The organism is Clostridium coskatii, from assembly GCF_001675205.1.
Lineage (GTDB): Bacteria > Bacillota > Clostridia > Clostridiales > Clostridiaceae > Clostridium_B > Clostridium_B ljungdahlii.
Genome location: NZ_LROR01000022.1, coordinates 73,752 through 93,129, shown reverse-complemented (window position 1 = coordinate 93,129; position 19,378 = coordinate 73,752). Strand labels below are relative to the sequence as shown.

11 protein-coding genes and 2 other annotated features are annotated in these 19,378 nt (G+C 31.5%); of the genes, 1 reads left to right on the top strand and 10 read right to left on the bottom strand.

All coding sequences use genetic code 11. The features are described 5' to 3' along the window. The first annotated feature begins 187 nt into the window (after positions 1–187). Positions 188–386 (top strand) — a binding site (T-box leader). A gap of 403 nt (positions 387–789) precedes the next feature. From CLCOS_RS01545 to CLCOS_RS01510, 8 genes are all read right to left on the bottom strand, one after another. Then, the gene (locus tag CLCOS_RS01545; protein WP_063599951.1) at positions 790–1,728 is read right to left on the bottom strand and encodes an AEC family transporter; all 939 of its coding nucleotides are present in this window, start codon (positions 1,726–1,728) and stop codon (positions 790–792) included. Between the two features lie 266 nt (positions 1,729–1,994). Beyond that, positions 1,995–3,911, bottom strand: a complete 1,917-nt coding sequence (locus CLCOS_RS01540; protein WP_063557203.1) for a [Fe-Fe] hydrogenase large subunit C-terminal domain-containing protein — start codon at positions 3,909–3,911, stop codon at positions 1,995–1,997. A 168-nt stretch (positions 3,912–4,079) separates the two neighbouring features. Beyond that, positions 4,080–4,988, bottom strand: a complete 909-nt coding sequence (locus tag CLCOS_RS01535; RefSeq protein WP_063599952.1) for a ketopantoate reductase family protein — start codon at positions 4,986–4,988, stop codon at positions 4,080–4,082. Between the two features lie 115 nt (positions 4,989–5,103). Further along, positions 5,104–6,510 carry an FAD-binding oxidoreductase gene (locus tag CLCOS_RS01530; RefSeq protein WP_063599953.1) on the bottom strand — a complete coding sequence of 469 codons (1,407 nt, stop codon included), beginning with the start codon at positions 6,508–6,510 and terminating at the stop codon, positions 5,104–5,106. Positions 6,511–6,533: 23 nt separating this feature from the next. Further along, on the bottom strand, positions 6,534–7,532 hold the full coding sequence (locus tag CLCOS_RS01525) for an electron transfer flavoprotein subunit alpha/FixB family protein (protein WP_063599954.1): 999 nt from the start codon (positions 7,530–7,532) through the stop codon (positions 6,534–6,536). Positions 7,533–7,536: 4 nt separating this feature from the next. After that, positions 7,537–8,340, bottom strand: a complete 804-nt coding sequence (locus CLCOS_RS01520; RefSeq protein WP_063599955.1) for an electron transfer flavoprotein subunit beta/FixA family protein — start codon at positions 8,338–8,340, stop codon at positions 7,537–7,539. A 167-nt stretch (positions 8,341–8,507) separates the two neighbouring features. Then, positions 8,508–8,707, bottom strand: a binding site (T-box leader). Between the two features lie 64 nt (positions 8,708–8,771). Then, positions 8,772–12,266: an AAA family ATPase gene (locus CLCOS_RS01515; RefSeq protein ID WP_063599956.1), complete on the bottom strand. Its 3,495-nt coding sequence runs from the start codon at positions 12,264–12,266 to the stop codon at positions 8,772–8,774. After that, complete coding sequence (locus CLCOS_RS01510; protein ID WP_063599957.1) at positions 12,253–13,473, bottom strand: exonuclease SbcCD subunit D; 1,221 nt, start codon at positions 13,471–13,473, stop codon at positions 12,253–12,255. Before CLCOS_RS01510 ends, CLCOS_RS01515 begins: the two co-directional genes overlap by 14 nt. A gap of 237 nt (positions 13,474–13,710) precedes the next feature. On the opposite strand from CLCOS_RS01510, the gene CLCOS_RS01505 reads away from it, so the two are divergent. Next, positions 13,711–15,099, top strand: a complete 1,389-nt coding sequence (locus tag CLCOS_RS01505; RefSeq protein WP_063599958.1) for a DUF2334 domain-containing protein — start codon at positions 13,711–13,713, stop codon at positions 15,097–15,099. Between the two features lie 30 nt (positions 15,100–15,129). Here CLCOS_RS01505 and CLCOS_RS01500 read toward each other — a convergent pair whose 3' ends face one another. Beyond that, the gene (locus tag CLCOS_RS01500; RefSeq protein ID WP_063599959.1) at positions 15,130–16,476 is read right to left on the bottom strand and encodes a [Fe-Fe] hydrogenase large subunit C-terminal domain-containing protein; all 1,347 of its coding nucleotides are present in this window, start codon (positions 16,474–16,476) and stop codon (positions 15,130–15,132) included. A gap of 193 nt (positions 16,477–16,669) precedes the next feature. Then, positions 16,670–19,315, bottom strand: a complete 2,646-nt coding sequence (locus tag CLCOS_RS01495) for a penicillin-binding transpeptidase domain-containing protein (RefSeq protein ID WP_063599960.1) — start codon at positions 19,313–19,315, stop codon at positions 16,670–16,672. Positions 19,316–19,378: the final 63 nt, after the last annotated feature.

Genomic DNA, 19,378 nt, shown 5'->3' with positions numbered 1-19,378 from the left:
GAATTTAAACTTTTAGCTTTTTAGAATTTATTGTTTAGGCTTATCAAAATATTTAACCAAGCTGAAGATTGTAAAAATATTTAGCTTGTACCTTGATTTTTTATTTAAAATTTCTTTATATAGTTAATTATATATTTCAAAAAAATTGTTGACATACATATTTTTTTATAGTATAGTTAGTGCAAATAAAAAAACGATGACGGAGAAGAGTAAGCAAAAATATGCTTTCAGAGAATGGGGATTTGGTGCGAACCCATAAGCTACAGTTGTTGAAAATCACTCCTAAGTTGCAAACTGAACTTTATATAAAGTAAGTTATGCCGGCACAGCCGTTATATATACGAGTAATAATTTGGGTGGTACAGCGACAGACCTTCGCCCCATTGGGGTGTATGTCTGTTTTTTTTATACTCTATTTTAAGTTTATTTGTTTTTAAATTTATTTAATCAAAAAAATTTAGTGTGTATATGTAATTTAAATATTAAAATTTAATACTAATGTATTTTCATATTTATCTTTTTTATCCGATGACTACCTGTTCTAATATTTCCACTTGTCCAAGTAGAAATAAAAAGTAGCTGCGTCTCTGGATGACAGTTTCCAAGTATCAGATGGAATTAAACCTCCACCTGATTCCAAGAACTCTGTTTATCCTATAACTATAAAACTACAATTGTATTTTAATTTGTTTTTAAGTGTTTACTTTATTATTTAGTAGTGTATAATTTTATTAAATTTAGAAATAAGTGTATTATATAATCATTTCAAATTAAATTATCAATTTTCAACTATATTATAGCCATATATATAGGAATAACTAGTAAACTTAAGGCCGTTGTCAATGATGTAACCACTGCTGCATATTCATAATCAGCACCATATGCCTTTGCCACTATAGAAGTATTCGTCATTACCGGCATAGCAGCTTGTATTATAAACACTTTTTTCATAAGCTCAGGTATAGGGAAGAAACCTGCCAGAAATATTATTAAAACTGGTGATATAATGAACCTTCCTATTAGAACAAAAAATATATCTTTACTCATCTTTATTTTCTTTATATCCACATAGTAAATTGTTATTCCTATAAACAACATAGAAAGTGGTGTTGTCATATCTCCAAAGTATTTACAGGTATCCATAACAAACTTAGGAAGTTTTATTCCACAAAATATAAATATCATTGCTATTATAAATCCCATAAGTGGAGGAGAAAATATTCTATTTAAAGTTTCCTTTGAAAAAATACTTGTTTTTTTATCAGCTTGTCCATCTGAGCTTATTCCATAAGCACCTATTGTCCAAAAAAAAGTAGTATTTGCTATATAGTATAAAAGCACATAGGGAACACTTTTTGAACCGAACAATGCCAAATTTATAGGCAGTCCAATAAATATGGAGTTAGATACAAAAAACATAGACCGAAATGTACCAATTCTCTCCTTTTTCACCTTTATCATCTTAGAAATCAATATAGCTAGTATATAACCTATAGCCATAGATAAAACTGGTATAATAAGCCCTTTCCCTATATGATCTAATTTATCTCTTGTAAAGTTACCCATTAAATTAGAAATCATAAGGCAAGGAAGGGCTACATTGCACACTAATTTTGAAAATACTTTTGATATGTTCTCATTAAGCCATTTAAATTTTGTAAGCACATATCCTGTACATATCATAATTACTATGCTAAGCACACTTCCAATTGCATTTAATATTACCATCTGTTCATCCCACCATCTTCATCTTTAAATTTACCAAGTGCATCCGCTAATGCAAAAGATGACAGCTTTTGTCCAAAATTGCAGCTGTGGTACACGTAAGTATAGTTATTAATATAAAATTTTACAGTAATATCATAAACGTCATATTACATAATATATCCTTTTTCAATTAAGGTCAACTCACTTGTCTTATACTTCCTAATTTGGTCAGCAAAAAACTGAGTTATATATGGTATAACTCAGTTTTTACGATGGCTTCAATTAAATTAATGTGACTCACTATTTATTAACTTTTCAGAGCTAGAGACTATCTCCTGACTCTTAGCACTTATCTCTTGGATAGTTTCCGATATAGTTAATATATCGTTATTTATATTATCCATTTTACTCTGGAGTAAATCAGATACTTCAATAACCTTTAAAATAGATTGCATCATTGCATTTTCTTCATTTTTAGTAGATTGTGCAGTAGTTTTAGATTGCTCTGCTAGCTTTTTTACTTCATCTGCTACTACTGCAAAACCTTTTCCATGTTCATTTGCCCGTGCTGCTTCTATTGCGGCATTTAGCGAAAGTAAATTAGTCTGCTCTGAAATAGCCACAATACTATCTGATGAATCCGTGAATTTACCTAATTTTTCGTTTATCTGATGAATATTTTCCTTTAACTTACTTGATATATCCATTATTGACTTTAATTCTTCTACTATATCTTGAATTGCGGATGCACTTTCCTCATTTCCTTTACTTACTTCATTTATAGCTGCCAATAGAGTATTTGCAAATTTAATTATTTCATCTGATTTTCGTTGTCTTTCCTCAGCTAGTACAGTTATTTTGTTTATAGACTCTTTCACCTCTTTATTTTTTTCTTCCAGTTCGCTATATTCCATATTGATTTTTTTCTTCACATAATAAATACAATTTTCCTTAGAATTTATACCATTAAAAATCATCTTTACCATTTCCTTGCAAGTAGTATATCCACAAGCAGAACAGTTAAATTCTTTTCCTAAAGTTGTAGTTTTCATCATCTCATTAAATATGTTGTCATAATCTTTTTGAGTAGGTTCAATTATTTTTTTAACCTTCTGTGCAGTATACTTTCTTACGAAATCGTTTAAATTAAGATTTTTATCAAAGTACTCGTCTATTGATTTGATTTTTTTCTTAAGTAAACCAGTTTTTTCCTTTAACTTTTCCATCTTCATATTATGAAACCTATATTGAATATCATATTCCGTTAAATTATTTAAGGAAGCTGTACCTATATTGCATCCATTTTTGCAATTTAAAATATCCAGTAAACTAGGTAGAAGCTTATTAGCTTTAACTCTATCAGAATACTTATTCAAATACTCGATTGCCTCTTTATGTCCCTCTACTTGAAGAACATGTAATTCTTCAGTCCTAGCTTTTACATTTGCTTTTAATCCGCCTGGTAAACTATAAACAACCCCCAGAGAAGCAGGAACATTATCAAATTCAACTTCATCGTAATTGTTCAAATTAACATTATTATCTCTCAAATAATCTAAAATCTTTTTATAGGTTACATTATATTTCACATACCCATCTGTATTCTTATCATTTATTTCAATTAACTTGCCAATACAAGGTGACAGAAAAGCTATATCTTCACATATACGCTTATATTTTTTCAAATAAACAGCAGTACACATCATAGGACTGTGTATAGGCGCTAAATATTCTATTAATTCGGGCTTATATTTTTCAATATAATTAACCACGATAGGACAGGGCTGCGATATTAAAGAAGAAATATTATTCTCCTTCATTGCTTTTAGATAAGCCCAGGTAGTAATATCTGCACCAAAAGAAACATCATAAATTATAGATACTCCCAAAGATTTAAGATATCCAAAAAATTTCTTGTAATTTTTAATATTAACTATAATAGATGGTGCAGCTATTACTGTTACTTTTTTACCCTTTTTCAAATCCTTAAAAAAGTTTTCAGTACTATCTTTAAAATCTCTAGCCCCATGTTCGCAAACCTTTACACATTCACCGCACCCAATACATCTTTCCTCATCTATGTAAACCTTACTTACACCATTTTCAGTTATTGTAACATTTGCACCAAGAATAGGACAAGTTCTTATACACTTATTGCAACCTGTACATTTTTCTTTTAAAACAGTTATAGGACTTTTATTCACACTAAAACCCCCTCAATTTCCCCCTAAACTTCAATGAATTTTACTTGAAACTGAATCCTATTCTATTTTACAATAAACTAATTGGTATAACAATGCTATAATGATAATATTTACCCATTTTTTAAAAAAGCGTAAAAAAATATACCCTTAAAATGCTATAAAACTCACCTATTCAATTAACTTTATTATATTTAAAAGTGTCCTGTTAACAGGAGTATCTACACCATATTTCTCTCCTAACTTACAAACAGTACCTGCAAATATATCAACTTCAGTTTTTCTGCCATATACAATATCCTGACACATTGAGGTCCTGCTGTCACGTCCTAGAGTATTCAACACTTTTTGCCATTCTTCTATATCATTTTTGCTTAAATTAACTCCTACTTTTTGTGATAATTTTACCACTTCCCACATTGCAGATTCCATAAGTTCTTTAGCCTCATTTTTAGTTTGAAATACACCATAAGTTGCCCTAAGAACTGCTGAGGTTTGATTTATACCTACATTTACCATAAACTTATACCACAGAGCACGCATCATGTCTTCTGGAATTTTATAAGGAATTTTTGCATTGTCAAAGAGAGTCTTTACTTTCTGTACTTTTTCTGAATAAATTTTATTTACCTTTTCTCCAAAGGTTATGTTTCCAATATTAGAAAAACTGATATTGTTTTCCTTACGATTTCCATCAATGCCAATGCATAAGGCATAAAGCATCTTATCCATTCCATATTCTTTTCCTATAATTTTCTCACTAGTAATGCCATTCATGAGAGAAATTATGATAGTATTTTCTCCTACATGGTTTCTCATATCACAAATAGCTTGAGTTAACTGATTTGACTTTACGGAGACAATAATCAAATCTGCTGGCTGGCATTTTTCCTTTGGATCTATATACGTAAAATTATACTTTTTCCCGTTAATTATAAATCCACTTTTTTTGTACCTTTCAGCTCTTTCTTCTCCAGCTATAAATTTTATTCCTTCTGGATTAAAATCATACAATTTACTGGTGTAGGCACATCCAATAGCTCCTAATCCAATGGCAGATATATTTTTTATGGTTTTCATACTACACACATCTCCTTTTTCAACGTTATACTGGAAATTTAATATTCAAAAAGCCTGTGCTACTCACAGCACATAATGAGCTAACACAGACTCTTATTAGAAATTGATATAACTTCTAATCCACTATATTTCCAGGACTCAAAATACTATTTGGGTCAAAAGCTCTTTTGATATTCTCCATGATATTTATTTCAGCCTGACTAAATTGAAGAGGCATATGCTTCTTTCTAGTCTTTCCTGTACCATGCTCTGCTGTTATTGTTCCACCATACTTTATTGCAGTCTTGTATATCTCTTCTTTAAGCTGCTCATAATTAGCAGGGAGTTTGCCATTGTCACCCATGATAAAGTTGTGAATATTTCCATCTCCTATATGGCCAAGAGATACAATTTCATTGCCATACTCTTTAGTCAACCTTTTTACATCATCAAAGAAATCAGGTACAGAAGACGGTGGTACAGCTACATCCATAATATCTGCTATATTATCTTTATAAGGGCCATATGCATTGCTTCTTATCTGCAAAAGATGCCTCTGATCCTTTTCAGTTTCCGCTACAATGCTATCTACAGAACCATGTTTTTCACATATTTCTACAACTTTTTCACTATTAGAATACAAATCATCTTCACTACATTCATCTAATATGAACATCAAATCTACAGAGCCTTTAGCTGCAGGCCAGGTAGTTCCAAGCTGCTCTGCTGCCTTTTCAGATATTACTCTATCCATGTATTCAATGGCAAGAGGTGTGATTCCCTCTTGCAGTATTTCAGGTACTGCATCACAGGCATCTCTTTGGCTATTAAATGAAACCAGTAATGTTCCATTGCATTTACTTCTTGCATATAATCTAAGTGTTACTTTTGTAATAATTCCAAGGGTTCCTTCACTTCCTATCATAAGCTGAAGTAAATCATAACCCATGTTATTCTTTAGTAATTTACCACCTAAAGTAATTATCTCTCCTGTTGCAAGAACCACTTCCAACGCTTTAACATGATTTCTCATAATTCCATGCTTTACAGCCCTTGTACCACCTGCATTTGCTGCAACCATGCCTCCCACTTGTGCACCTTCATCTCCCGGATGTACAGGAAAAAATAATTTGCCATTCTTATTTAGTTCTTCAAGTAGTTGAGATAATGTTGCTCCAGATTCTAAAGTAATCATAAGATTCTTTTCGTCAAATTCAACAACCTTATTTAGTCTCTCCAAGGATAAAATAATGCTTGGCTGTGTTGGTATCGCTCCAGCAACTACTCCTGTACCGCCGCCCCTGACGATTACAGGCAATACTTCCTTATTTACATACTTTAACACTTCTGATATTTCCTCAGGTGAAGCTGGTTTAACTACCACACAATCTTTACATGCTTCTGGACGAAGTAATGTTTCGGTCTCATCATAAAGATAACCCTGCATTTGAGATAAATCATTAGTAACCCAATCATCTCCTACAACTTTCCTTAAACTTTCAACTACTTTTTCTGGTGAATTTTTTATTAAATCAGTATTCATTTTTAATGCCCCCTTTTTTTATTCTAACAATCTACAACTTCTAAACTTACCTGCTTTATTTTACTAATTAAATCAGGTAATACCTTGTACATATCATCTACTATTCCGTAGTCAGCTACATTAAATATCGGAGCTGACGGATCTGTATTAATTGCAACAATAAAGTCTGATTCCTTCATTCCTGCCAAATGCTGTGGAGCCCCTGAAATTCCACAAGCTATATATAATTTAGGTTTTACCCTGTTTCCACTGTATCCTACCTGGAAGTCCTTAGATATAAAGCCATCATCAACTATCTCCCTACTAGCTCCTACTACACCAGAAAGTAAGTCAGCAAGTTCTTTTATCATAGCCATATCTTCTGCCTTCTTTAATCCTTTGCCTGCTGCAACTACAACACTTGCATCAGAGATGTTTACTTCCTGGGATTTCAATTCTTTTATAACTTTTACAAGTTCATTTTCAGGCTTAATTGCATCTACTTTCACAATTTCACCTTTTCTATTTTCATCTCTCTTGCTTTCATTAAATTCCTTATATCTTACTGTAGACATTTGTGGATACGTGTCTGACTTTATATGTGCCAATATATTCTCACTAAAGGCAGGTCTTATTTGTATAAGCTTTCCATCTTCATCTATTTCAAGGCCTGTACAATCTGCTGTAAGCCCTGTTTCAAGAGAAGCTGCAAGCCTGGGTGCCAGTGATCTCCCAAGACTTGTTGCGCCTATTAAACAAATTTCAGGTTTAATTTTCTTAATCAAACTTTCCAGATTAGTTTTATAAACTGTCTCTTCCGGTGCATTAAATATATCATCCTCAACATAAAATACCTTATCTGCACCTCTGTATATAAGTTCCTCAGCTTTAATACCACAAGGTGCTAAAAGTGCACTGTACACAGGTATATCTAACTTACCTGCAAGTTCCCTAGCTTTTCCAAGAAGTTCATAACTTACTTTATGGATTTCCCCTTTTTTCTGTTCTGCAAATACTAAAACTCCATTATATTCCTTTCCCATATCATTATGCCTCCAAAATTTTCTTTTTTCTAAATATATCTAAAAGTTCATCTTCTGCCTTAGCTGCATCTGCTTCTCTATAGATTTTTCCTTGTCTTTTCTGTATTTTTGGTACTTCTATCTTTTTAACCTTTGTAGGTGATCCCTTAAAGCCAACTTTATCAACATCTGTATATTCCTTTAAATCTTCAAACTTTAAAGTCTGTATTTCTGCTTTTCTAGCTTTCATTTTATTTTTAAAGCTCGGAAGCCTTGGTTCATTTATATCTTTAGTAACTGTAATTAAAGCTGGTAACTTTACACTCTTTAAATAAGTTCCTTCCCATATTTCAGAACAAACTTCAATTTTATCATCACTTGCATCTGTAATCTTACTTACATAACTTGCATGAGGTACATTCAAAAATTCTGCAACTTCAGGTCCAACCTGACCTGTATCTCCATCCACAGTTTTTTCTCCAGCAATCACCAAATCACAGCTGCCTATTTTTTTTATTGCACTTGCAAGTATAGATGATGTAGCCTTAGTATCTGACCCTCCAAATTTTACATCACTTATAAGAATTCCTTCATTAGCACCTCTTGCGATGCATTCCCTTAATGCCTGGTCTGCACTTGGAGGTCCCATGCTTACTACTGTAACCTTAGCATCAATTTTTTCACTTATTTGTACTGCTGCTTCCAGTGCATTTAGATCAAACGGATTGATCTCTACACCTGCAGATTTACGATCCACTACTCCCTTTTCCCTGTCAAATTTTACTTTTTCCATATCAGGAACCTGTTTAATTAAAACTACAATATTCATTACCAAGTCTCCATCCCTTCTGTAAATTTTTTTAAATTAACTGATATGCTGTCATACTTATATCGAACAAAGCTTCACCGCGTTATCAATGTAAAGGTGACAAATAAAGCAATATCTACTACACCTTTAACCTATCCTTTTGGTGTATAAAAAAAACAGCTCTCTTTCGCTGGGGCGAAAAAGTCTGTCGCGGTACCACCCAATTTCTACTTGATTCATATAACGGCCTATACAAGCCGGATCAGCTTACAATATGTTCAGCCTACAGCTCCAGGGTGATCTTAGATATGTATATTTATGAGATTTCACCTTGTCCCACTCTCTTTAAAATATTTAACATATCTACTAGTCCTGTCATTGCTTTTATCTTTAAACACGAGTTTACTATAAGTTTAAATCAATGTCAATAAATAATTCCAATGATTTCATAATTAATTTATTTCTATTTTAACTTTACTTCCACCCATTCCTGCCTCTGCAGGAGCAACTATAAGCTTTACAGGCATCCTATCTTTAATTGATTCAAGATGACTTATTATACCTATGGACAGCCTATCATTATGAATTTTCTCCAGTGAATCCATAACCACTTCCAGGAGGTTATCATCAAGAGTTCCAAAACCTTCATCCAGGAAGAATAGTTCTAGCGGCGCACTTCCCTTTAATTGTATTTGGGCGGATAGTGCTAGTGCCAGTGCCAGTGATGTTACAAAAGTCTCTCCTCCAGATAAAGTAGATGCATCTCTTTGTGCTCCACCATTTTTATAATCCCTTATAATGAATCTGCCATCCTTATCAACTTCCAATCCATAATTTCCACAGGTAATCTCCTTCAACCTCTTGTCTGCTTCTATGGATATATATTTCAGCTGATTCTGGGCTACAAATTCCACAAATTTTTTACCTTTGAACAATTTATCCAGATCATCTAAAAGACTTAATTCATGTTCTAGTTTCTGTTTTTTATTTAAAAGTTTTGTAAGCTGACCTATTTTTTCGTCTATATTCTTGACTTCCCTTTCAAGTTCTATTTTGTCTTTTTTTAACTTTTCTAAAGTTTCAGTATTTTTATCTCTAGTACTTTGTATTTCAATCCATCTGTCTTCACTTAAACTCCTGTCACCTATTTTTGTATTAAGGTTTTCTATGGTACCAATTATTTTAACACTTGCATTTCTATATTGTTCTATTTTAATCTTAAGTTCCTCAATTTTATCTTTAGACATATAGTTATTTTTAGCCTCAACCATATTTTCAATTTTTTCTTCCGATAAAGCCTTTCTTAAATTTACCAGATCATCTGTACATCTCTCATTTAGGCTAACTAAATTTTTCTGAGCTGCTATTATGCTGCTGCTGCATTCATTATACTGCTTTTCTATTTTTTTACTGTTTTTTTCTGTTTCCTCATATTCATACTCTATTTTTTTTATGTTACCTGATATTTCTCTTTTTAAATTTTCTAAGTCTTTCCTACCACAACCCTTATCTTTTATACTATTTTCTTTTTCCATTATGTTTTTATTTTTTTCTACGAAGGTAGCACTGTTTTTACTTAACTGCGTCTGTAAAGTCATTAATTTTTCATTTAAGCTCTCTTTTTTTCTTTGCTCAATTTCCAAATCTTTTCTTAGATTTTTTATAACATTTTCAAGTAGTGTTCTACTTTTCTCCTTTTCAAGGATTTCCTCATTCTTTTCTTTAAAATTACAGATACCAAGTTCTTGTTTCAATAATTCATATTCACTATTTATTTTTGCACACTTATGGTCTATTTTCTGAAAATTTTCCTGTAACTTTTGAAGTTGAGCCTTGTTTTCTAATTTCCTCGTAACTGATTTACTGTATTCAATTTCTATGACATTTTTATCTTGATTTAAAATTTTAATCTTATTTTCCAGAGTTATTTTTTTATTATTAAATTCATCCACAGCTTTCTTTAAATTGTTAAACTTACTTTCAACATCTTTTAAAGGAAATGCTTTAAAATTCTCACCTAATTCTTTTATTTTTTTCTGTCTGTCTGCTATATTTTCTTTTTGTACTTTAATATTCGTATCTATTTTCACTATTTCATTATTTAGTTTATTACTTTTTTGAATTTTTGCATCCAAATCAAGTTTTAGTTCTTTCAAATTACTTGAATCTAAAATTATAACATTTTCTACAACATGATGAACTGATCCACATACAGGACAGGGCTCTCCTTCTGCTAAGGATTTCCTCAACGTATGTGCCAAATTTTCAGCTTCAATCTTTTTTACTTTTTTATCTATTTCTTCAATTTCATTTTCCAAATTACCTTTTTCACTTTTCTTGTCTTGAAGCTCAATTTTAAGCTTTTCTATTAAAGTAGTGCTGCTGCGTAAATCACCTTCATATTCATAATATTTACTCCATTTGTCTCTTGCATCTGTTAAATTTTTCTGCAAAGTTAAAAGTGAGTTTTGATCCCCAGGACAGTTCTCTATTAAATTATTCAATAACTTATTATTGTCTTCTAATAAATCGGATTTTTCATTATTTTTTTTAGCTAGTAGTTCACTTTTCTTTTCTTCAGTTTCAATACTTGATTTCAAATTTTCAATATCCCTAGCTGTACTTTTTTTCTGTTCAGCAATACTTTCAATGTTGTTCAAAATCACTATGCCTTCATTAATCTTTTTCTTATACTCTTCGGGAATTTTCAAAGCCTGCATTTTATTTTCACTATCTTTTATCTGACAGTTTATCCTACTAATATCTACTTCACTTTTTTCTATAGTCCCACTGTTAGCTTGCAAATCTTGTTTTAAAATTGCAATATTTTTTTCTAATTTTTCTTTATCATGAAGTAATATATTTAAAGCTGACTTTTCTTCTATTGCCTCAATAGCCTTTTGTTCCTTTATTTTTAAATCAGGTAATTCATTATTTCTTTTATTTTTGGCATTCTCTAATTTACTCTCTATTTCATCTTTATTATTTTTTATAGATTTCATAGTATCATTTAAAATCAAAAGCTCTTTTTCTATACTTTTAATTTTTGAAAGTGTATTTTCATATTCATCAATATAAGGTTTTACTTTTGCTGCACTTTCCCCTAATAAAACTTTTTGCTGGATTTCATTTATGTATACTTCATTTTTCTTAAGTTTCTCCTGCTCTATAACTTGACGTTTTAACTCTTCTTGAAGATTCCACAGTTCTTTTCCATCGTTAAATTTATTTTGTGAATCAACTAGTTCACTTTGACACTTATCATAATTTTTATTTAATTCGCAAAGTGCCTTTTTCTTATCTTCCAAAACTTTCTCATTTATATTTTCATATCCCTTTAACTCGCCTTCAATTAAATTTGCCTTATCTTTTTCCCTGCCAATTTTCTTTGATAATTTTTCAGAAAGCTCATAACCATATTCTTGAAGGTTAAAAAGTCTTTCAAGCATATTTCTTCTGTCTTTTCCCTCAAGCCTTAAAAATTCATTAAATTTTCCCTGAGGTAAAACTACAGTTCTTGTAAAGTCTTCTAACCTAAGCCCAATAATATCCTCACATTTTTCAGTTACATTTCTAGCCCCTTCTTCTAATATCTTTTCCTCATCATCTGTAACATCCACTATTTTAGCTAACTTGCTTCTAGGGCTGCCTGTTTTATTGTCTCTTTTAAATTCTCTTTCAACTCTATACTTTTTTACATTTCTTCCGGATATCTGGAACTCAAAACTAATACTTAAAGTATTACAATTTATATTGATGTAATTTGAACTTTTTCTGGATGTTTCACCGTATAAGGCCAGAGTCATACCATCAAGTATGGTGGATTTTCCACTTCCCGTAGGTCCAAATATTCCAAACAAGCCTCTTTGGGTCAACTTTCCAAAATCTATACACTGTGATTCTATAAAACTGTTTAATCCTTTTATTTTAAGTTTAATTGGCTTCATTATTTTCGTCACCTTCCATAACAGACAATAACATGTTAACTAATTCTTCCTGAGGTTCTACTTTTCTCTCTTTTAAATAAAACTCTTTAAAAATATCCTTAAGGGATTTCTGTGAAAAACTATTTATATCAAAATTTTCATTGCTTTTTTCAACTATTTTAGGCATAATTTCAATTATATCTTTCTTAGTAGTTTTCATTATTTTTATTTCATCTTCTCTTATATACCTGTCCGTAGTTATCTCCAAATAGACCCAGCAATTTCTATCTTTGTTTTCTTCACATTTTTCTATTGCATCCTGAATACTTTTACATTTCCATACCTCTATGGGCTTATATGTTTTAAATTCTATATCCTTTACTGTACACTTTTCTCCTGCTTTTACATCTATAATAAAGCATTTCTTTTTAAAATTAATTTCTTTTTTATTGTATTCTAAAGGAGATCCCGAATACCTAGCCCTCTTTTCCGTAGCTGGCACTATTTGAGGTTTATGTACATGACCAAGTGCAATATACTGGGCATTTTGAGGAAAACAGCTTGAATCTACAATAAAGCTTCCTCCAAGCTGGGCATTTCTCTCTGAACCTGATTCTTCACTACCCATAGTAAATAAATGAGATACTACTATATTTATAGTATCCTCTCTATAATTTTCACTTAATTTACTAAACAACGCCTTTATTCTATCACCATAGGACTTAGCCCTTTCCTCTTCCTCATCCATATCTCCGTACAAAACTTCATTTAGCCTCTTTTCACTTGGAAAAGGAACTGTAAGTATGACAGCTTTTTCTTCATTTATATGAATTTCAATAAATCCTTCTCCTGAATTCACAACTGTATGTCTACCATAATTTCCTATAGGCACTACAGATTTTGGTGTCCCTACCATTATAATTCCATGATCTCTGGCTAAAGGTCCTGCTGCTACTAACCTGTCAGGATTATCATGATTACCTGCTATAACCAAAGTCACTCTCTCCCCATTTGAAGACAGTTTTTTTAGCGTATTATAAAACATTTTTTCCGCTCTTGCAGGTGGATTAGGACTATCATAAATGTCTCCTGCAATAATTATTAAATCCACATTGTTCTCCGAAACTATATGTACAAAATCTTTGAGGAAAGCCTCCTGTTCATCCATACGACTATGTCCCTCTAGATTTTTTCCCAAATGCCAATCAGAAGTATGTAAAATTCTCATTAATTCTCCTCCAAACCTTTCATCAAAAACATCATAAGTAATTGGCTACTTATGATGTTTTTTGACCATTTACTTACATTTACTATGAGCTCTAAATTTTACTATATTATAACATAAAATTATTTCACTCACCTGAATAGACCTGTATTTAATTCTTATGTAATTTGCACCACATAAGTTAAATTTAACTTAATACATATATTTCTATAAAAGCAATATAATAAATAGTATTAAAGTATGATTTTTGAAAGAAGTGATATTATTAGAAGCCGTAAATTTATTATATTAACAATTATAATTGCACTTACTGTTTTTACATTATTGGGTACGATAATTTTTAAAGACAGTATAATTAGCGTAAAAGGCAGCTCCAGCTATAAAAATTTTTCATTAGACAGCTTCGACTTAAAAAAAGCACCTATAAACTTAGTTTATGAAAACAAAAAAATTAAGATTGACTTACCTATAGGTGTAAAAAGCAACATATATTACATACCTGTAAATGAAATAGTATCTAATTTAAATGGAAAATTTTCAATAAAACATGGAAAAGCTGAATTAAATTTTCTCTCAACACGTTCTCTTATTGATACTAAAGGGACTACTTATAAAATAAATGGAACAACACATAAGTTAAGGCACAAAGTATTTTTAAAACAAAACATTTTATATATATCCCTATTTGATTTTACCAATATGTTTAACTTAAAAACTTATTGGAATGAAAAAAGTTCAGAAATTTGCTTTTACAAAAATAAGGATATAGTTACCTTAAGTACTACCCCTATAAAGAAAAAAGCAGCTTTACTAAGATTAGAGGACGTTTCTGCAGGAGGACTTTACAACTCCCATGAAACCTTGGAAAAATTGCGGATAGTAACTGATTATTTATATGCTAAAGGAACAATATTTTACGTTGCCTGGGTTCCAAGATATGTTGATCCTTCCATGAATATAGACAACAATTTATTGGAGAAAAATAATATGTTTAATGCTGATTTTGTATTTACACTGGATTACATGATAAATAAAAATGGTATTTTAGGACTTCATGGATACACCCATCAATATGGAAATACCAAAAGCATTGACGCAATAGAATTTCACCGAAGTAAGAAAGATAACATTCCAGCAAGTGCTGAATATGCTAAGGATAGAATTAGTAAGGCTATACAGACAGCAAAAGCATTGGATATAAATTGTGATTTTTTTGAAGCACCCCATTATGCCATACTACCCGAACAAATGACAGCAATAGAAAAGTCCTTCAACTATATGTATGAACCTTATTCAATAAATGGAGGTTTTACAGAATCCAAACATATTGTAAAGTTTGAAAACAGTCATAGAAAAGCTGTTTACATTCCAACTCCCTTAGGATATGTAGATGGTAAAAGTGATTGCAGAAATATGTTGAACAAAATAAGGGAAATAAGCGACAGTACGGTTGCAAGTTTATTCTACCACCCCTACATTGAGTTTGACTATATAAATCTTTCAACAGAGAAAAATGGATACCCAACTTACACTTATTCAAGCAATTCACCACTGCACCAGATGGTAGAAGTACTTAATAAAAAGGGGTATAACTTTAATAGTATAGATAATTTGTTAAGAAGCAAATAAATCAACTTATTTGCTTCTTATAATTTCAAATTAAAATTCTCGTTCTAACAGTTCTATTTTTTTCTCATCCTTAAAATCATCTATAGAATGTATATCCAAAGCATGTAATACTCCATGCATACATTCACTATCTACAGCAACTTTTATTTCAGAATCTTGTGCAAATTTATTTACTCGATCCCTACCCTCATCCTTAAGTACAATTGCTTTGGGACCACCTACACATCCACCAATGCAGCCCATTCCTTCAATAAAATTAGCTTTTATTTCTCCATTTTGCACCTTGGTAAGCATTTCTTTACATTCTCTAATGCCATTTGCCTGAATTGCACTAAATAGTTTATGCTTTTCAGGAAAAATTCTTTCCACAGCTTCGCTTACTGCAATAGAAACTCCACCTGTACGGGCATATAATCTTCCACCTCTAGACGCATATTTAGAGGAAAAATCTCCTTCAAGTTTAGATGGAACTATATGAAAAGCATCGAATATATCTCTTAATTCTTCAAAAGTAAGTACAAAATCTATTGCTCCTTTTATGTCTTCTTCCTTTGCCTCAGATTTTTTAGCAATACATGGGCCTATAAACACTACCTTGCAGTAAGGGTTTAACTTTTTAAGCACTCTTCCTCCTGCAACCATCGGAGATACAGAGGGAGATACGTGTTTAACCAAATTGCTGTATACCTTTTTTACCATAGCCACCCACATAGGACAGCAGCAGGAGGTTATCATAAAATCTTTTTCATCTTTTACATGATTGTCAAATTCAATAGACTCCTTTAAAGTAAGCATATCTGCAAAAAATGCCACTTCAATCATATCAGTAAATCCCAGTTTTTTTAAAGCAGTCCTAAGTTGATCCATAGTAACATCATCCCCAAACTGTCCTATTATGGCAGGAGCCACTATAGCCACAACTGGAGATTTGCTTTTTAAAATATCAGCAAGAGGAATGAACTGAACTTTATCCATTATTCCCCCAGTAGGACAAACATCTACACAAAAACCACAATCGGTACATTTTTCTTTATCTATGTAAGCACAATTTTTCTTATTGTCTATAAAAATTGCATCAAAAGGGCATGTTTTTTGACATAGTACCTCACCTTTTTCATCCACACATTCCATGGAACAGTCTTTAACTTTATTGACTACTTTACCATCTTGTTTATAAGACTTTATTGCTTTTTTCAAATTTTCTATAAAGTTAGAGCTGTAATCTACATTAGTGCCGCACAATGTAGATATAATCTTACACAATTCCTGTTTATCCATTTTAGACTCTAATAAAAATGACATTACTTCTTCTTCAAAATTCCCACTATAATATGCCTTTATTATGAATTTAAATAGATTCCTATAATCATCTCTCAATTTACACTACATCTCCTCTTAACTGTTCATCAAAAACTTGCTCATTACAATTAATTTTCTCTAATTCAATAGCTTCTAATAACTAATATACTTTCCTTATCTAAGAGATAATAATCACAATTTTTTGTTAAACCTAAAGGAGCATTTAAGTATACTATTCAAACAGTGGAATATAGTACTGAGCAATGAATATTCATTTAATTTTATTACTTATATTAAAGTATGAAGAATAAATATCTTTGGCTACAGAAGCTGCACCAACCCCTCCGTGCCCACCATCGAATAAAACCACACATACTGCTATTTCTGGTTTATCACTAGGAGCAAATCCTACATACTCTGCATAGTCGGTTCTTCCAACTTGTTCTTGATTACCAAGACTTTGAGCAGTACCTGTTTTACCTGCTGCACTTATTGGGAATCCTTTAAATACACTGGATGCTGTACCATTTTCATTAACGGCATTCATTCCTTCTTTAACAGATTCCAAATTTGCAGCACTGACACCAGTTTTTTTCATAACCTCTGGCTTGATTTTTTCAATTACTTTTCCATCTGTATCTAGATATTGATCTACCAAGTGGAGTTTATATCTAGTACCTCCATTTGCAAGAGTTGCAATATAATTCACTATTTGAAGAGGTGTAAATTGATTTAATCCTTGACCTATAGCAGCATTTTCTATATTTGCAGGTACTTTTAGTTGTGCATTGGCATCTGAAATAGTAATACTATATATTGCACTGATTAGACTATTCATTTGGCTGTCACTTATATCCTTTTTATTATTATCATCCTTTGATGTAAGTTCTGAAAATAATTCCTTGTATTTTGATTTGTCAAAAGAACTAGTTCCATTTTTTATACAATCTTTTATAAGATTTTTAATATTATTTTTAATTTGTGTTGTTTCTTTTGAATCATTATCGTTATCATATAAATCTACTGTAACAATCTTGTGTCCGTAGTCATCTTGCCCATTTTTAAGTACAGACATAGTTTTCCAAAGATAAGTACTAGCATAAGCAGTTTTATTCGACACAGTATTATATACCTGCCCAAACTTTTCTGATATTTCTATTCCCGTAGCAGCTTTAACATTGCTGTTTGGATCTATACCCAATCCGAACTTCCATGCATATTTTGCCAGAATATTATCTCCGAACACATTTCTAAGCTTTTCTGCCACTGTCATAAAATAAGGGTTACTGGATTTCTCTATGGCACTTATAAGATTTACAACGCCTTGAGGACCATCCGACTTAAACTCTACTATTTTTCCTCCCTGATCAAATTTCCCTTGATCATCTACGGTAAAATCTGGAGTTATAACTGCAGTTTCAAGACCTGCAATGGCAGTTATGGGTTTAAAAGTAGAACCTGGAGGAATAAGAGATTGAGTGGCATAATTATAAAAAGGTTTTGGATATATATCATATACATCTTTTCTCATAGTAGTATTGTTTTTTATGCTTTTATCAATTGGGAAAAGTTCATTTAACACTTCATCCTCACTTTCCCCTGGATAATTAGATGTAATTCCTCGTGTTTCAATATAATTTTTCCCAAATTGTTCTAGATTGGGATTGAAATATTTATTGTACATTTCTGAACTTAAATTTCCTGGTACCGTAAACAAATTTGGATCATATCTTGGTACTTGAGCCATTGCCACTATTGCTCCCGTATTTACATTTACTGCTACAGCTGCTCCTCTTGTGGCATTTGAGGTATTTGATCCTTGCTGCTCATAAGGATGACTCCTAAGACCTGCCAAAGTACTTTCAAGGGAATTTTCTGCAGCTTTTTGCACATTTGTATCTATAGTAAGCTGTACTGTCTGTCCGGGACACGATTCCTTTTTCCCAAGTTCTTCAGTTATTTTCCCATTTTTATTCAGCTTTACTATTCTTCCACCTTTTGACCCTTTTAGTCTGTCCTCAAGGGCTCCTTCAATTCCTGCTTGCCCTATGTAATCACTATTTACATCATATCCTCTTTCTGTATATTTTTCATAACTAGAAGATATTTTTGATATATACCCTAAAAAGTTGGATCCTAAATCTCCATTTGGATAAGATCTTATAGGTTCTGTGGTCACATCCATTCCTGGGAGTTCATTTAATATTTGCAAAAATTTAAAGGCAGTTTCTTTTTTTATATTGCTAGCCACAATAACAGGTTTATATCCTGAAAAGCTATTCATTTTTAAAGTGTCTTTTATAATCATGAGTCTTCTCTGTTGTTCGAGAGGATAAGTACTACTTATACCATATCGCTTCATAAGCTTTTTGAAGGTATCCTCTGGAGACATATTCAAAAGTTCTTTATTAACCTGTACTTTAAGTTCATCATCAGATATATTCTTACTTTTTTTCTTAATGTTTTTTTCTAAATCCTCATTTAATCCCCGATCTCTTTTGAACTTAATTTCAAGATTTTTTCTTGTATTCTCATCATCACTTCTAAATTCAAATCTATAAGGATTCACCTTTAGTTCAAAATCATCCCGCTGACTTTCACCACTGTCGTCCAATATTTTAAATACCTTATTCATAGTACTGAAAAAAACTTTATCCTGATTATCAGTTTGGTTATATATCAACATATATCCCTGAGTGCTAGCAGCTAAAATATTGCCCTTAGAATCTAAAATTTTTCCCCTTGGAGCTATATCTGAAATTTCTTTTATAGATTTATTACTTGCCTTCTCCTTGTACTCATTTCCTTGCACTACCTGAAGAAAAAAAAGCCTTATGATTATTGTGGAAAAAACAATTATCATAATTGCTATAAGAATAGTATATCTTGTAATACTAAATCTCTTTTTTTCATTCATAAAATATCTCCCCTAAATTTATATTTCCATACTTTAGTTTATATACAAAAATGATATAAAATA

Bases quoted from the DNA above. Each gene is read 5' to 3' on its own strand.
- CLCOS_RS01545 (WP_063599951.1), bottom strand. From the start codon at position 1,728: ATGGTAATATTAAATGCAATTGGAAGTGTGCTTAGCATAGTAATTATG.
- CLCOS_RS01535 (WP_063599952.1), bottom strand. From the start codon at position 4,988: ATGAAAACCATAAAAAATATATCTGCCATTGGATTAGGAGCTATTGGA.
- CLCOS_RS01530 (WP_063599953.1), bottom strand. From the start codon at position 6,510: ATGAATACTGATTTAATAAAAAATTCACCAGAAAAAGTAGTTGAAAGT.
- CLCOS_RS01525 (WP_063599954.1), bottom strand. From the start codon at position 7,532: ATGGGAAAGGAATATAATGGAGTTTTAGTATTTGCAGAACAGAAAAAA.
- CLCOS_RS01520 (WP_063599955.1), bottom strand. From the start codon at position 8,340: ATGAATATTGTAGTTTTAATTAAACAGGTTCCTGATATGGAAAAAGTA.
- CLCOS_RS01515 (WP_063599956.1), bottom strand. From the start codon at position 12,266: ATGAAGCCAATTAAACTTAAAATAAAAGGATTAAACAGTTTTATAGAA.
- CLCOS_RS01510 (WP_063599957.1), bottom strand. From the start codon at position 13,473: ATGAGAATTTTACATACTTCTGATTGGCATTTGGGAAAAAATCTAGAG.
- CLCOS_RS01505 (WP_063599958.1), top strand. From the start codon at position 13,711: ATGATTTTTGAAAGAAGTGATATTATTAGAAGCCGTAAATTTATTATA.
- CLCOS_RS01495 (WP_063599960.1), bottom strand. From the start codon at position 19,315: ATGAATGAAAAAAAGAGATTTAGTATTACAAGATATACTATTCTTATA.